Below are 16,458 nucleotides of genomic sequence, written 5' to 3'. Positions count from 1 at the left end.
TCGCTATTCCTTGACCACGACCACCGTTTGCACCGCCTCGCTATACTGCAGTCGTAAAATGAATGTCCCCGGCGGTTGATCCGTCAGATCAATGGTTGTCGTGCGTTCATCGATTCCTTCGAACTGCCCCGTCCAGACCACCCGGCCCAGTAGATCGATCAAAGTCAGGTGTGCGTCTCCCGTTTCGGGTAACGTAATTCTCACCCGAATCTCCCTTTCGGCCGGATTGGGGTAGGCCTCGAGGGTGGCGACAGCCGGCGGAGTATCCCGCAGGTAAGTTGAAGGCAGCACGGACGACAGACTGCTCACCGGCGCACAGGGATTGGCTTGCGAACCCGTGCGCGACTTATCCACGCAACCAAATGTTTCCAGTTCCCACTTTACCCGCTCGTTGTTCGCAAATACATCGAAGGTGTAGTGGGTATTGGCCGCAAATACCTCGGGGAGGGTAGCGGCGGTTTTACTGGCGGCCGAAGCGGGGGTCAATCGGTTGTCGGGACCGGCGGGCACGTAGTAGGGGTACGGGTTGCGGTTGGTGTAGCTGAAGCTAAGCCGTTTGGAATAGCTCGTGCCGTCGATGACGACCGGGGTCGCCAGGTCTTCTTTACACTCGATCTGCACCCTGATCTTATTTGCGCAGCCTCCTGCGGGATTGACGTACAGGAACCCTCCCGTCACCCTTGCGAGGTACGGACTGCCCGCGGCGAGCCGGGCTTCAATCAGGTAAATACCGGGCAGGACGGGGTTGGGCAAACTCACCGAGTAGATGATATCGGGTGCCGATGCTTCTCCACACCGCAAGCCGGTTACCGTGGCGGAAAAGGAAGCCGGAATCGGATCGCCGACGGTGATGACCTCATCTTGTACGCTAATGTCCAGTGTGGCCGGACTGATGGTCAGGGTGCCGGCGGAGTAGCTCACGGCGTAGTTATCCGTCAGTGGCGGATTTACAAACTCAATCTCAGTGGCAGTAGTGCATCCGTCAGTCGGTGTCGTCGTGAACCCTCCGGGAAATACTACGGAGGCATCCTCTCCCGCAATAAACCCATCGTACTGGAAAGTCGGCTGGATCGCATCGCCGTAGGTGACGCTTGCGTCTTCGATCGTAACCTTCAGCGCTTTGCGGTTCACGGTTAACTGTCCGTCGGTAAAGACCAGTTTGTAATTCTGGGGGAAGGGCGTCGTACTGGCCGATATGGTGTTGGTCCCCGCTACCGGACAGGGATGGGTGCAACTTGTCGTATAGGTCAAACCATTGGGGAAGACCGTGCTTGCGTCGTCATCGAGTACAAAACCTGAAATACCGGCTGAACCCACGGGCAACGCGCCGTACGTGATCGACTCATCATCTACGGATACCACCAGTGTGGCCCGGCTGATTTCCAGCGGCGCGGTCTCGTAACTGATGACGAGTTGATCGTTGATCAAAGCACCCGGAACGATGTACTGCGTGCCGACGGTCAGACCCGTCAGCAGCGTCACTGGAGCAAATTTCAGGGTGTCGGCAGGGGCCAAAATCGCATCGGCTGAATTCAGGGTGACCAAACTGCCCTCGAACGCGTCCAGGATGCGCGCTACCCGTCCCTGCGCTTCGGCATTGACGAGGGGGATGCCATTGACCATAGTCACGCCATTTACCAACGGAATTCCGTTGACGAGCGGAATGCCATTGACCAGGGGGATCCCGTTCACCAGCGGGATGCCGTTGACCAGCGGAATGCCGTTTACGAGGGGTATGCCGAAGAGTCGCGCCTGTCCATTGACCAGTGGGATACCGTTAACCAGCGCCGTACCCGGAACCAGTGCGGAATCATCGCCCTGTTCGATCGACGGTACGCTGAATACATCTACGCCGATACGGAAGAGCTTAGCCGTAGTACTGCCGTTGACCAGCGGAATGCCGAAGGATGCGGCGGTGGGGGCACCGCTCACGGTGTTTTCACTGACGTAGAAAGTGCGATTCAGCAAGGACACGCCGTTGTCGATTCCGTCGTCGCTGCCGTCGATGTAGGGCTGGCCGTTAACCAGTGGAATGCCATTCACGAGGGGAATACCGTTGACGAGCGGAATGCCGTTAACGATCGCTACCCCGTCCGTTCGCCCGAGCGCCGTCCGGTGCTGCTGCCGTACGGCACTGGCTACGACGGGATCTACCTCACCTTCGAATACATACTCGTATTCGATCGTAGGAATCGGGTCCCCGTAGGTCATTTCTGCAGCCTTCGGTTTGATGGTCAGGGGCAGTGGATCGATGGTCAGAATTCCAGGGACCGCCTGCAAGCGGTACAGTTCCATAACGGCCGGATCGAGGGCGGCCGGATCCCAAACCGGAGTGATGGCGTAACCGGCGTCCACGATCAGGCTACCGGTAGTAGCTGCGGTCTGGAGGCTGATCGCGGCTTCAAGTAGCGGCAATACGGCCGGGTCGATGGGACCACCCGTACTTTCGATGCGGTAAGTCAGTTCCGGTAGTGGGGCACCATATTTTTTGCGTTGGTTTTCGGCAACGATCCGTACGTCAGTGAGGGGAATATCCTCAAAAGTCAGCGTATCGGAGGCTCCGCCGTCGGTACCGTTGGTAATGGGCACATTGGGCGGGTTATAAACGTAGATCGGCGGATTACCAATAAAGGGGGGAACCACCACCTCGGCCCGCGTGCGGTCGGGGCTGATGGAGATGATGTCTAGTATCTGATCGCGGAAGAACACGATGGTCCCTTCATCGAAGTAGGCTCCCTCGAGAATTAAATTGAATTCGACGTCACCGGGTAGTTGCCCCTCCGCCAAATTCTGAATGTTGAGCGCCGTCAGCCGCGGGGTCGGATTAGAAAATTCATCCACGGCAGAAAAAGCGGAGATGAAGCCGTACCCGCCCTTGGGATCGTAAGCGCCGCCGTGTGATGCGGTTTGCCGCAATAGATTCCGCGCCCAGGAACTGGATGCTTGTCCCGCAGTAGCGAGCCCAAATTTTTGCCGCGCCTCAAGCAGTAAGGCCGCCGCGGCGGCAACGTGGGGAGCGGCAGCGGAGGTCCCGAAAAAATTGGGAATGCCGTCGCCCTCCACATCAAGCGAGCCGAACCCGACGCTGGTGTTCACGCCGTCGGGACCGGTAAAGTCCGGCTTTTCGCGTAAGGTGGATTCTCCCGCGATGGGCGTGCCGCCGGTCGAGGAAAAGCTTTCTACCGTGCCCGTATTGGTGTAGCGTGCGGCTCCCACGGTCAGGGCGTCGTCGGCGTTCGCGTGTCCCACGATCGTCGAATTCCCCGGATTCGGCGTGCTGCTGATGTATTCGGCATCGAAGACGCCCCGGTCGCCGGCCAGGAATACGACGTACTTAAATTTTACCGGTCCACCGCCACTCCCCGGACCCCGCTCGATCCGAATGTTAGTGGTGGTGGGGTTAACCACCTGGAAGGGCAGCACCTCGATCGGATCACCCCCCAGGTTGTTGCGGTTGAAACCGTACAGGATGGAACCGTCGTCCTCCGCGAGGTAAATGTCCAGATCGTTGACGGTCCCCTGCGCTGTCTCACCGATCGAGTAGAAGTTGTCGTCCCACTGCAGCACCAGCAGGTAAAAGCCGACGTCCAGGTTTACCTTTTGTAACGCGTCGCCGCCGCCGAAATCGTGAATACTGTTGCCGGCGGCCAGGGTGCCTTCGTAGGAGCGGGAGGCAAAGTTGCCGGCCGAGGTGACGTAGGTAACGTCCTCCTCCTGGGTCGCTTTCTGAATCGCCTGAGTTACCAACCCATCTTTCAAAAAAGGCTCGGTGATATAGGTCAGATCATCCACGATCACGTCGCATTGGTAGTTTTCGGCCAGGTCGGTTATTCCCGCGGCAAAATTCCCGGCACTGATGAAGCCGGTGCGAAAGAAGAGCTCGGCTTCCGGCGCTACGTCGTGAACGATCTGGAGCATGGCCCGTCCTTCATCGGAACCCGCCACCGTAAGCGGTGATCCGTTGACGATGACCGGAACTTCCGTGACCCCGTCGTCTCCGCCGGGCAGGTCGCCGTTACCGATATCGGCGTTGAACCCAGCTAGGTTGGTCCTATAGCTATCGGAGATTACCCCGATCTTCAGCCCGGCCCCGCTCAGCCCAAAACCGTCCCGCGCCGAAAAGGATCCCTGAGCGGTATCGCCCTGGCTGGTGATCAGTCCGGTATTGGAAATAGCCGGAAAGGCGGGGCGAACGTAGTTGATGATGCCGTCCCGCGAATTCAGCGACGTCAGGGCACTAATCGGGAAGTACACCGTGATGAGCAATTGATTCGCTCCGTTGTCGATAAAGGCGGCGGAAGGAATCCCGTAGGTGTCGTTAAGCAGATCAATGACCTGCTGCCGGAAGCCGTCGACGACAATGAGGTCGATCAGCACCTCGTTCGACTGAATCCGGTAAATGCGCGGCGAGGGAGGATTGGCGGGGTCGTAGTTGGCCGCCAGGGAGGTCAGTTCGGAACCGATGATCTCTTCCACCTTAGTGGTGGGATTGTACCCGGGCAGGATGTCACAATTGCCACTAACGCACCTACAAAATTGAATTACGCTGGCACAGTCTTCCGCGCCCGGGACCTCGGAAGTATTGCCGCTAGCGCAGTAAAGAATTCCCGTAGCGGGCCATTCCCCGTTGTTGTTGATGTTGCCGTTCTGCGTGGTGACCGTTCCCTCGCCCGCTAGCGTACCGTTGTTATTGAAGTTGCCGTTCACCAATTCCAAACAGGAATGGTCTAAGACGGTCGTGCCCTCGTTATTGAAGTTGCCGTCCTTGACGATAAAAGCGTTGGTGGCATTCAGGGTGCCGCTGTTGTTTAGCACCCCCGGCCCGATTTCCAACCGGCCACTGTTGATGGTGACTGCCCCGCCCGCCCTGACGTTCAGGTTCGACGATAGAAAGAGGGCCGCGCCATTCTGAATGGTAATCGACCCCGTAGCAGGCACCTCGATGGCTTGGTTCCGCGTATAGTTTATCGTGTGCCCGATGACCACCACCTGCCGGGTGAGCTGCCTCGTCGGAACGGGATTGGCGTTACAGCCACCACCACTACAGCTCCAGGCTGCGGGATCGAGCCAGTCGTTACTTCCGCCGGTGGTGGTATACGTGCGTACGTTCTGGGCCCCTACCGAACTACTCAATACGCAGCAGGTAACGCAAAAAAGTAGGGTAGTTAAAAGTGCCCGGAGGCCAGGGAAGGCAAATAGGGGAACAGAGCCTACTGTTCCTTGGTGGGTGTGAATGTTCATGTGTTCGTGTCTTGCGGTCAGCGACCAAAACCCCGCTGTGGAAGTTAAGCAGAATTCCCTTCGTTCGCAAACAACAAGTTTACACACGCTTCCGGGCCGGCTCTGCGGGCGACACAGGCGGGCGGCGGCGCGCAGGAGCCCAGAACACAGTAAAAGCAATGCGGGACCCCAGTCGGCCGACGACAGCCCCCTCGTCGGCCGACTGCAAGTCGTCCGCCGAGTTGGGGCAGGGGGAGTCGCTATTGCTTCCTCGGGCTTTTTGGTCTAGTCGGCGGACGAGCCTCGTGCCTCGGTCGGCCGACGACAGCCCCCTCATCGGCCGACTGCCCCCTCGTCGGCCGAGCCTAAGCTCGTCCGCCGAGTTGGGGCCTGGGAAGTCACTATTGCTTCCTCGGGCTTTTTGGTCTAGTCGGCGGACGAGCCTCGTGCCTCGGTCAGCCGACGACGACGACGACGACGACGCGCTCGGCGTACAACGCCTCGACCTTGCTTACCCGCCGGACGAACGTAGTGAGCATCCACGCCAATGGTACATGGTACATCAAAAATGGTAATTGGTAAATTACCTTTCCTGTCCTAGTCGGGGGACGAGCCTCGTACCTCGGTCGGCCGACGACGGCCACTCGGCGTGCAACGCCTCGACCTTTGAACGCACGAGCGGAGCGAGCATCCACGCAAATTTTAAATCCCCAATTTTAAATTTAAAATTCACAAATACCTCCCCGTATAACTCCCCTCCACCCCCTTCAACTCCTCCGGCCGCCCCTGAAACACCAGGTGACCCCCGTCGCGCCCGCCCTCCGGGCCGAGATCGATGACGTAGTCGGCCGACTTGATGACGTCGATGTTGTGCTCGACGATGAGTACGGTGTGGCCGTTTTCGACCAGCGCATTCATGGCGGAGAGCAGAATCTTTACGTCGTGGAAGTGCAGACCGGTCGTGGGCTCGTCGAAGATGAAGAGGATGTGCTCGCCCTTCTTTTCCTTGGTGAGGAAGCTGGCCAGTTTGACGCGCTGGGCCTCGCCGCCGGAGAGGGTAGAGCTCGACTGGCCGAGGGTCACGTACCCCAGTCCGACATCCTGCAGGGGCTGCAGCTTTTTCATGATATCCTTCTCTTCGGAGAAAAAGTCGATGGCCTCGTTGATGCTCAGGTCGAGGATCTCGGCGATGTTCTTGCCGTTGTACTGGACGTCGAGGATCTCCCGCTTGAAGCGCGCACCGTTACATTCCTCGCAAACAAGGCGGACGTCGGCCAGGAACTGCATCTCGACCACCTGCTCGCCCTCCCCCTTACAGGTCGGACAGCGACCGCCGTCTACGTTAAAACTGAAAAAACTAGGCTTGTAGCCCCGGATTTTCGATAGCTGTTGATTGACCATCAGATTACGGATGGCATCGTAGGCGCCGACGTAGGTGACCGGATTGGACCGACTGCTCTTGCCGATCGGGCTCTGATTCACCATCTCGACTTGCGTCAGCAGCTTAAGGTCACCGTGGATTTTAGTGAACGGACCCGGAGCCTGAGACGTACCCTCGCCTAGCTCCCGCCGCAGGGCGGGGTAGAGGATGCCCTTGATGAGGCTCGTCTTGCCGCTGCCGGAGACACCGGAAACCACCGTAATGGCATTCAGGGGGATCTGCACGTCAATCTTCTTCAGGTTGTGCATGCGCGCACCTTCGAGCCTGATCCAGTTGGTGAGGCGGCGGCGGTGCTCCGGTACCTCGATCTGCATGGTACCGTTCATGTACTTGGTGGTGAGACTTTCGGTCGCTTCGCCGTAGATCGATTCGTACGGTCCGGCAAAGACGATCTCTCCGCCGTGGACGCCAGCGGCCGGACCTACGTCGATCAGGTAGTCCGCGGCGGCAATGATGCCCTCTTCGTGCTCGACGACCAATACCGTGTTGCCCAGATCACGCAGTCGCCGCAGCACCTTCACGAGCCGCTCCGTATCGCGGGGGTGGAGTCCCACGCTCGGCTCGTCGAGGATGTACATGCTGGCCGTCAGGTTACTGCCCAGGGTGCGGGTCAGGTTGATGCGCTGGCTCTCTCCCCCCGACAGGGTATTGCTCAGCCGGTTGATGGTGAGGTAGCCGAGGCCGAGGTCCATCATACTCTGCAGCCGGTTGTTGATCTCCAGCAGGAGGCGGCGGGCGATGGTGGTGTCGTGGTCGTTGAGCTTAAGGTCCAGGAAGTGCTGCTGTAGTAGGTCGATGGGCAAATCCACCAGTTCCATAATGGCCTTCCCGTCGATCTTGACGTAGCCGGCTTCCTTGCGCAGTCGTCCGCCCTTACAGTTATGGCACAGCGTGCGGCCCCGGTACCGCGCCAGCATCACCCGGTTCTGGATCTTGTACAGCTTCTTCTGCAGTTCCTCGAAAAAGGCGTGAATGCCCTGGGCGTGGCGGTTTCCGTCCCACAGCTCGTCCTTCTGCTCCTGCGTCAGGTCGGCATAGGGAGCATGCACCGGAAACTGAAAGCGGTTAGCCGCGCGCAGAAAATCCGTCTGCCACTGCCCGTAACTGCTGCCCGTCCACGGGGCCACGGCTCCGTCGTAGACCGACAGGCTCGGGTTCGGGATCACCTTGTCCTCGTCGATTCCCATGGTCCGGCTGAAGCCCTCGCAGGTAGGACAGGCACCGTAGGGATTGTTGTAGTTAAAGAGAGCGGGGGAAGGCTCCAGGAAGATCATCCCGTCGAGCTCGAAACGGTTGTTGTAGGCGGCCCACTCGCCGTTTTCCAGGCTCACGATCACCTCGCCGTTGCCCTCCGTGAAGGCGGTTTGTACCGAGTCGGCAATGCGCTTGTTGTTCTCCTCATCATCGGCGCGGACGACGAAGCGGTCAATCAGCACCATCACTTCCTCCTCCGTCTCCAGCTGGTCGAGCATCTTGCTCAGGCTGGCCCGACCGCTCTCCAGCACATCCTCGATCTGCTGGGGCTCGTCGTCGATCAGTACCCGCGAGTACCCCTTCTGCTGCAGCAACTCGAGTTCGCGGCGCAGGGTACGATCACCGTAAGTGCGCGGTACGGGAGCGTACAGGTAGACCCGGCTGCCCTCCTCGTGACCGGTGATGTAGTCCACCACGTCGGTCACGCTGTGCCGTTTTACTTCCTTCCCGCTGATCGGGCTAAAGGTCCGGCCCACGCGGGCGTAGAGAAGCCGTAAGTAGTCGTAGATCTCGGTAAGGGTCCCCACCGTGGAGCGCGCGTTGGCCGTCGTCGTCTTCTGTTCGATGGCGATGGCGGGACAGATGCCGCGGATGTAGTCCACCTCCGGCTTTTTCATCCGCATCAGGAATTGCCGGGCGTAGCTGCTCAGGCTCTCCACGTAGCGCCGCTGCCCCTCCGCGAAGAGGGTATCCATCGTGATGCTCGATTTCCCGCTGCCGCTCACGCCCGTAACCACCACGAGCTGGTTCTTCGGGATTGTGAGATCGATGTTCTTCAGGTTATTGGCGTTGGCTCCCTTAATGAAAACGGCGGTACGCAGATCGGCTGCGCTCAGGTCTTGGCGGTTGGTGGACATGGGGTGGAAACGGCTGGGACGCCGCCTGGGTTTTGGCATTTCTCGATGGATTAATGCATATGTGATAGGTTTAGACCCGATAGTTTTCCTGCACTACCACCAGGAGTCGCTTCTTTACCCCCTCACAACATCAGATCGGCATGACCACCAAAGCCACCCGCTATACGGGCAACAAAACATTCGAAATCGTAGACGCTCCCGTCACTGCCCCGGAGCCGGGCGAGGTGCGGATCAAGGTAGCCTACTGCGGCGTCTGCGGCACCGACGTCCACATCTATCACGGAATGATGGACCAGCGCGTAAGCATCCCCCTAACCATAGGCCACGAGATGTCCGGAACGGTCGACGCCGTGGGGGAGGGCGTCACCGGCTTCTCGGTAGGCGAAAAAGTCGTCGTACGCCCACTCGACGACCGCGGTGCCAAGCCCTCCGATAAGGGCCATAACCACATTGCTTCGGCCCTCAAATTCATCGGTATCGACAGTCCCGGGGCCATGCAGCCCTACTGGAATGTCCCGGCATTCACCCTGCACAAATTACCCGATACATCGGACCTGCGCCTCGCCGCCCTGATCGAACCGCTTGCCGTCGCCTGCCACGACGTTCGCCTCAGCGGACTAAAGGAAAACGAATACGCCGTTGTACTCGGGGGCGGCCCCATCGGAATGCTCGTAGCCATGCGGGCGCGCAGCGCAGGAGCAAAGGTCCTAATTTCAGAAACCAACGAAACCCGCGTTGCCATGGCCAAAGAGCTGGGTTTCGCGGTGGTAAACCCGGCAAAAGAGAACCTGGTCGACTACGTCTCGGCCCAAACCGACGGCGGGCTGGCGGACGTGGTCTTCGAAGTAGCCGGCGTACAACCCACCATCGATGTCATGACGGACGTGGCCGGTATTCGCGGTCGCATCGTGCTGGTGGCCATCCACGGTCAGCCGCGGCCCGTCAACCTTTTCAAATTTTTCTGGAAGGAGCTGCAACTCATCGGAGCCCGCGTCTACGAACCCGAAGATTACGAAGATGCCATTCGCCTGGTTGCGGAAAAATCCCTGCCCCTGGAATCCCTAATCACCGCGGTGGCCCCCCTGACGGAGGTGCAGTCCGTATTCGAGCAAATAGACCGCGACCCGAACGGCATGAAGGTGCTGCTCGACTGCCAGGCATAACGCGTTAAACGTACCCCTATGAAAAATTTTAAGCTATACATTGACGGCAAGTGGACGCCCGGAAGCGGCGGCACCGATACGATAACGAATCCCGCAAACGGGGAGACGGTCGGCTCCGTATCCGTCGCTACGGCTGCGGACGTAACCAAAGCCCTGGAGGCCGCCAGGGTCGCCCAAGTATCGTGGCGGCGCATGCCCAATAAGCAACGCGCGGACCTGATCCGGGCCTTCAGCGAAAAGATCAAAGAGCACCGCGAAGATTTAGCCCGAACGATCGTTGCCGAGCAGGGCAAACTGCTTAAGGTAGCGCGTTTCGAGGTCGACGTCACCTCCTCCTTCCTGGAGTACGCCTGCGGCTGGGCGCGCCACATCGAGGGCGACATCATTCCCAGCGATAACCCCAACGAGCAACTACTCATTCACAAGGTGCCCAAGGGAGTAGTGGTAGCCATCACGGCCTGGAACTTTCCGCTGGCCCTTGCGGGCAGGAAGATCGGTCCGGCCCTCGTGACGGGTAACACCATGGTGCTAAAGCCCACCCCCGCTGCACCCCTCTCCACGATGATGCTGTGCGAGTTGGCTAAAGAGGCAGGTCTGCCCGACGGTGTACTAAACGTAGTGACCGGCGGCGTGGAGGCTGGTGTCGCGCTGGTGGAAAGCCCGCTGACCAACATGGTCACTATGACGGGCAGCACCCCCACCGGACAGGCCATCGCTCGCTCCGCCGCCAAAAATCTCACCCACGTCCAGCTCGAACTGGGCGGCAAGGCCCCCTGCATCGTGTTTGCCGACGCCGATCTGGACGAGGCCGTTGCGGGTGCCCTCCACAGCCGCTTCGACAACTACGGTCAGGTCTGTACCTGCAACGAACGGATGTACGTGGAGGAGGAAATCTACGATGCGTTCATGACCAAATTTCGGGAAGCCGTCGCCAAGCTAAAGGTCGGTGACCCCAGCGCGGAGGATACCGATCTCGGTCCCCTCACCGAAGCCGGCGTGGTCACCAACCTGGAAGAGTTGATCGCCGACAGCGTCAGCCAGGGTGCCCGCATCACCCGGGGAGGAAAACGGCCGGAAGGCAAGGCTTACGCCAGGGGGAACTTCTTCGAGGCTACGCTGGTCGAGGACGTTACCCAGAATATGCGCATCGTCCACGAGGAACTTTTCGGACCGGTCCTGCCCGTCATCAAGTTCAGCGGCTTCGACCAGGCGATGGAATACGCCAACGACTGCCGCTACGGCCTGGCCGCTATCGTATTCACCAAGGACCTCGCAAAGATCATGCGCCTCCCCGATGTACTGGAATTCGGCGAAATATACATCAACCGCGGCCACGGCGAACTCCACCAGGGCTTCCACAACGGACTTAAACTGTCCGGCAGCGGGGGCGAAGACGGTAAGTACGGCATCGAACAGTACCTCGAAAAGAAGACCACCTACCTCCGGTATTAGGCCGACGCTACCGCTATACGTTATGCACGAAATCACCTCTATCAACTGCCAACTCTTTAGGGTCCCCCTCCCCGAAGTGCTCTCCGACGCCAAGCACGGCGATCACTTCCACTTCGAGCTGGTCACCTGCACCATCACCCTGTCCGACGGCAGCGAAGGAACGGGCTACACCTACACGGGGGGAAAGGGCGGCCACGCCATCCGGGCCATGATCGAGCACGATTTGGCTCCCGCCCTGCTGGGGAAAGACGGTACTGACATTGCCGCCCTCTACGACTTTATGGAGTGGCACATTCATTACGTAGGGCGCGGCGGCATCGCCAGCTTTGCCATCAGCGCGATCGACATCGCCCTCTGGGACATTCGCGGCAAACGACTCGGCCAGCCGCTCTGGCAAGTCGCCGGTGGGGCGGGGAACAGCTGCCAGGCCTACTGCGGCGGCATCGACCTGATGTTCCCCCTCGAAAAGCTGCTCGGCAATATCTGCGGGTATCTCGCTCGGGGGTTTACGGCGGTTAAAATCAAGGTCGGTCGCCCCGACCGGGCGGAAGATGTCGAGCGCGTAAGGGCAGTCCGCGAATTGATCGGCCCCGACGTAACCTTCATGGTCGACGCCAACTACAGCCTGAGCGTGGCGGAAGCGATCGACTTCAGCAGGGCCATCGAGCCCTACGACATCACCTGGTTCGAAGAGCCCACCATTCCGGACGATTACACCGGCTACGCGGAGATCGCGGCGGCCACCAACATTCCCCTGGCAATGGGGGAAAACCTCCACACCATTCACGAATTTCAGTACGCCTGCGAACAGGCCGATCTGGGTTTCCTTCAGCCCGACGCATCCAACTGCGGCGGCATCACCGGCTGGCTGGCCGCGGCACAACTAGCGAAGCAGCACGGCCTCCCCGTCTGCTCCCACGGCATGCAGGAGTTGCACGTCAGCCTGGTCAGCAGCCAGGCGCACGGCGGCTGGCTAGAGGTGCACAGCTTTCCCATCGACGAATACACGACCCGCCCGCTGGTAGTCGAAAATGCCCGGGCGGTGGCCCCGGATGTACCGGGCACGGGGGTCGTTTTCGACTGGGATAAGCTGCTGACTTACCGCCAGCATTAATCCGCCCCCCTCACGCGAACAGAATCAACGATCATGCCTATCACCAAAACGCCCTTCGGTACCCATGAAAACCAGTGCGTACACCTCTATACCTTGGAAAACGCCAGTGGCATGCGGGTGAAACTGATGGCTTACGGGGCGGCCATCACCTCGATCAGCGTGCCGGATCGCGAGGGCGGCCGCGTAGAACTCGTGGCGGGCTTCGATAAGTTGGACGGCTATTTTTCTGATGCTTACCGAGCCAATGCACCCTACTTCGGAGGGACCATCGGCCGGTACGCATCGAGAATAAAGGACGGTAAGTTTTCTTTCGACAATCAGGACTATCTCCTCGCGGTCAACGACGGCAGCAATCACCTCCACGGCGGCATCACCGGCTTCGACAAACGAATCTGGACCGCGGAGGCGGTGGGAGAGGACACCGTCCGGTTTTCGCTGCACAGTCCCGACGGAGAAGAGGGCTATCCCGGTAACCTGGACGTCACGGTCACGTACCGGCTCACGGAAGACAACGCTCTGGAAATGACCTATACCGGTACCACCGACCAAGCCACTCCCCTTAGCCTCACAAACCATGCCTACTTTAACCTGTCTGGCTTTACCGAGACGATCCACGGACACACCGCCCACATCGACGCTCAGGAATTCCTGACCCCCGATGAAACGAATATCCCGGTCGGCGCCCGGACCCCCGTCACGGAAACCCCCGCCGACCTCCGGAATACCACTTCGCTCGACGATGCACTCCCGCACTTTCCGACCGGCTTTGAGCACTACTACGTCCTGGACCATTCCAATGGACCTGTTGCTGAATTTTCTCATCCGGTCAGCGGACGCAAGCTCACCGTGTTCACCACGGAGCCGGGTGCCCTTTTTTACACCGGCTACTTCACCTCCGACGAACTGCAGCGGGAAAACGGCGACCGCTTCGGCCGCTACCGGGCTTTCTGCTTCGAAGCCAGTCGCTTCCCGAACGGCCCGAACTTGCCGGAGGTAAACGATGCCGTGCTACGGCCGGGAGATACCTACGCCGCCACCACCACTTACCAATTCACTTTTTAGCACATCGATCATGACCATCGGAATCATTTCAGCCATCGCGGCCGGCATCATGCTGGGCCTGTACGCCCTGCCGGAGAAGTACGCCCGGGACTTCGAATTCGAGAACACCTGGGGACTGATGTTCCTCATCAATATGTTCATCGTACCGGTAATCGCCGGCTTCCTCTTGGTCGATGATTTTACGGCCATTCTCGGCTCCCTCTCCGGAGAGATCTTACTTAAGATGGGCATTGCAGGCATCCTGTGGGGCATCGGCGTGATGCTTTGGGGGAAGGCCATTAACTACATCGGCCTGTCGTTGGGCTTCTCGATCTTTATCGGCACCGTGATCCTCGTGGGGTCCTTACTTCCCTTCATCGTGGACGGACTGCCACCCCAGGGAGCCTTCCTGACCATCCTGGTCGGCATCTTTATCGTCCTCATCGGGGTGATCGCTAACGGTCGGGCGGGAGTCGCGCGGCAGAAGGACGAGCAGGAGCAAGCCCTTTCCACCCGCTCCGATGCAGCTATGAGCACGGGCATCGCCATCGCCATCGGGGGTGGACTGCTCGCGACCGGATTCAGCTACGCCAACGCCGCCGGGCGGCCGGCCATTCACGCCGCCTCCCAGGCCGCCGGCAATCCGGAATGGGTCACTGCTGTAGTGGTCATGTTCGTGATCTACCTTGCCGGCGGACTCTTCGTAGCCCCCTACTTCTACTATCAGTTAAGTAAGAAAAACTACTGGGGTAAGTTTAAGTCCCCCGCCCTGGGCCGCAACATCGGCCTCACCACCATTATGGCCGTCCTCAACTTTGCCGCCTCCGTCACCTTCGCCTACGCAGCCTTCCAGCTCGGACAGGCCGGCAATACCGTCGGATACGCCATTTTCAACACCGTCAGTGTGGCCGTAGCCATCGTCACCGGCCTCATCACCGGAGAATGGATCAGCGCCTCGGGCCGGGCCAAGGGCCTACTCTATGCCGGCCTTATCGCCATGATACTGGGCGTGGTCGTGATTGCATGGGGGAATAGTCTTGCGGTGTAGCCGTAGTGCTCGCATTCCGATGATCTGCTGCTCCTGCGTGCCCGCCCCCGTACGCTCGAACTTAAAGGGTTACTACCTGATCCGGTTCAAGCATCTGCCGGGCCCACCGGTGTGCCATCCAGATCTCGAAAGGCTACTCGGATAGACGAGAAGGATTGACCTGAACGCCTACCGTCGTTACCCTCAATTCGGGTATAGAACTCTTGGAAACAAAAAGCGGAAAATTTACGGCCAACCGAACGGTCTTGTCCACTTCCAGCCCAGCTGTAGCCCGGGCTATGCCGAATGGTTTATCGATATTCGGAAGGCTTGCATAAAATTTGGAATTGCCACTGACCCGTGTGTACTCACCATTGAAAAAGAAACTCGCCGGTTTTTTAATCGATGTGTTGGTCAGGGGCAATTGCACGTAAACGGAGGCAAAAAGTTCTCTAAAGAGAACGTCGTTTCCCTTTGTATCCTCCGTTCCGCTAGATAAGTTGTCATATGACAATTTTAGACCAATCGGAACATAGAACGAGGCGTAGTCTCCCGAGGCAAACAGCAGCGGGTACGAAATTTTGCCGTTCACCAGGGCACCGTATAGAACATTGTTATATCCGCTATTTCCTAGAGTATCAGCGTGTTTCGATACGGCCGTATAAATGTCGGTCCTGAAAACCAGTAGATTTCCGCTTAGTATGTTTGACTCTAAGGCGGTTTGGTCGAGGTTAGACTGTAAAATTACGTCCGAGACAAAACTGATCTGGTCGTGTGAAGTATCCCGGTAGAAAAAGTCGGCTTGTCCGGGGCGTATAATGGGAAATATATTGTCACCACCCCTCGGCTTGGGACCAATGCTATTCGCCTTGACAAGAATTTCCTTTATGGTGTCTAGTGTTAATATCTCAACTCGGAGGTCTGCTATTTTATTGTGCCTAAGGATGTAAGCATCAGGTCCCGCCAGATATCCTCTTTCGATTATAAGGCACTGTCTTTTTAGTCTCTTTTTGTGCTTACCTGTCTCCCTTTGCAACCTTGATGTGATGTCCTGAACGCTTCGATTGGTGCCAGATGTATTGGATTTAACTTGGAACGGTTGGCTGGATAATTTAATGCTGTCGCATATTGCCGCTATACTGTCTATTTGACGATTAAGAATTTCGCCTGGTCCGAATCTTGATGCTCTTAGGCTCTTAAGTTTATCTGATGCTATTTTTCGGTGCCTCCTTGCTTCTTTATAAAGTTCATAAGCATATGTAGTTTCTATTCTGTCAATAGTATTCTCGCTCTTACTGGTGTTCTTGCTGTCACTCGTATCCTTGCTTGTGATCGCATCCTTGCTGTTAAGCCATGCGTTAATAATCCTTTTCTCACTGTTCGTGTCTAAAATGTAAAAGTGCTTTGGGTCAGTATCAACAAAATCCGGAAACTGGGCCCATGCCTCTAAGGGCACTAATACAAAGAACAGTATTAGCATAAAGACTGACAATCCATAGTGACGACGTGTGGCTTTATTGTCCATGGCAGGAGAATTTGTATCACGTCTGCAGTTAAACTACACGTTGTTCTTCCCTTACTACTACTCAAAAGATTGTGCCTGATTCACATCGCGCAGTTTAAGTCGATCATGATATAAATAATAATAGTTTCACGCCTTGGTAGTGGCAACCATTTACCATTCCCCCTGTGGGGTTGTGGTTCACTGCATAAATAGAAGACTGCCTATTTACTGGTCAATACCTATCCGTAGGTACTTTATGGACTCTCTAAAATTGTAGGATCTCCCTAATGCCTTTCGCAGCCAATTGCCACCCTACGCCGGCCTCATCGCCTTGATCCTCGGCGTGATCGTGATCGCGTGGGGAAACAGCCTCACGGCCTAAGCG

The 16,458-nt window shown here is 57.9% G+C and carries 8 protein-coding genes; 5 read left to right on the top strand and 3 right to left on the bottom strand.

What is annotated here, in order from left to right; genetic code table 11:
* Nucleotides 1–3: 3 nt before the first annotated feature.
* Both GGR28_RS15680 and uvrA read right to left on the bottom strand, forming a co-directional pair.
* The gene (locus tag GGR28_RS15680; protein WP_183496766.1) at nt 4–5,133 is read right to left on the bottom strand and encodes an MBG domain-containing protein; all 5,130 of its coding nucleotides are present in this window, start codon (nt 5,131–5,133) and stop codon (nt 4–6) included.
* 816 nt (nt 5,134–5,949) lie between these two features.
* Nucleotides 5,950–8,772, bottom strand: coding sequence for an excinuclease ABC subunit UvrA (uvrA, locus tag GGR28_RS15675; protein WP_183496794.1), 2,823 nt, complete (start codon nt 8,770–8,772; stop codon nt 5,950–5,952).
* Between the two features lie 140 nt (nt 8,773–8,912).
* Between uvrA and GGR28_RS15670 the strand changes: the two genes are divergently transcribed.
* Genes GGR28_RS15670 through GGR28_RS15650 form a run of 5 tightly spaced genes read left to right on the top strand, consistent with a single transcriptional unit; the run spans nt 8,913 to nt 14,590 of the window.
* On the top strand, nt 8,913–9,935 hold the full coding sequence (locus GGR28_RS15670; protein WP_183496765.1) for a zinc-dependent alcohol dehydrogenase: 1,023 nt from the start codon (nt 8,913–8,915) through the stop codon (nt 9,933–9,935).
* Nucleotides 9,936–9,953: 18 nt separating this feature from the next.
* Nucleotides 9,954–11,387 carry an aldehyde dehydrogenase gene (gene aldA, locus GGR28_RS15665; RefSeq protein ID WP_183496764.1) on the top strand — a complete coding sequence of 478 codons (1,434 nt, stop codon included), beginning with the start codon at nt 9,954–9,956 and terminating at the stop codon, nt 11,385–11,387.
* Nucleotides 11,388–11,409: 22 nt separating this feature from the next.
* On the top strand, nt 11,410–12,501 hold the full coding sequence (locus tag GGR28_RS15660; RefSeq protein WP_183496763.1) for a mandelate racemase/muconate lactonizing enzyme family protein: 1,092 nt from the start codon (nt 11,410–11,412) through the stop codon (nt 12,499–12,501).
* Between the two features lie 33 nt (nt 12,502–12,534).
* Nucleotides 12,535–13,563 carry an aldose epimerase family protein gene (locus GGR28_RS15655; RefSeq protein WP_183496762.1) on the top strand — a complete coding sequence of 343 codons (1,029 nt, stop codon included), beginning with the start codon at nt 12,535–12,537 and terminating at the stop codon, nt 13,561–13,563.
* A 10-nt stretch (nt 13,564–13,573) separates the two neighbouring features.
* On the top strand, nt 13,574–14,590 hold the full coding sequence (locus GGR28_RS15650; RefSeq protein ID WP_183496761.1) for an L-rhamnose/proton symporter RhaT: 1,017 nt from the start codon (nt 13,574–13,576) through the stop codon (nt 14,588–14,590).
* A 133-nt stretch (nt 14,591–14,723) separates the two neighbouring features.
* On the opposite strand, the gene GGR28_RS15645 is transcribed toward GGR28_RS15650, so the two are convergent.
* Nucleotides 14,724–16,094, bottom strand: coding sequence for a hypothetical protein (locus GGR28_RS15645; RefSeq protein ID WP_183496760.1), 1,371 nt, complete (start codon nt 16,092–16,094; stop codon nt 14,724–14,726).
* Nucleotides 16,095–16,458: the final 364 nt, after the last annotated feature.

The organism is Neolewinella aquimaris (assembly GCF_014197245.1).
Lineage (GTDB): Bacteria > Bacteroidota > Bacteroidia > Chitinophagales > Saprospiraceae > Neolewinella > Neolewinella aquimaris.
This window is presented reverse-complemented; position numbering and strand designations above follow the sequence as displayed.

Coding starts and splice junctions, on each gene's coding strand:
- uvrA (WP_183496794.1), bottom strand. CDS start 8,772: ATGTCCACCAACCGCCAAGACCTGAGCGCAGCCGATCTGCGTACCGCC.
- GGR28_RS15670 (WP_183496765.1), top strand. CDS start 8,913: ATGACCACCAAAGCCACCCGCTATACGGGCAACAAAACATTCGAAATC.
- aldA (WP_183496764.1), top strand. CDS start 9,954: ATGAAAAATTTTAAGCTATACATTGACGGCAAGTGGACGCCCGGAAGC.
- GGR28_RS15660 (WP_183496763.1), top strand. CDS start 11,410: ATGCACGAAATCACCTCTATCAACTGCCAACTCTTTAGGGTCCCCCTC.
- GGR28_RS15655 (WP_183496762.1), top strand. CDS start 12,535: ATGCCTATCACCAAAACGCCCTTCGGTACCCATGAAAACCAGTGCGTA.
- GGR28_RS15650 (WP_183496761.1), top strand. CDS start 13,574: ATGACCATCGGAATCATTTCAGCCATCGCGGCCGGCATCATGCTGGGC.
- GGR28_RS15645 (WP_183496760.1), bottom strand. CDS start 16,094: ATGGACAATAAAGCCACACGTCGTCACTATGGATTGTCAGTCTTTATG.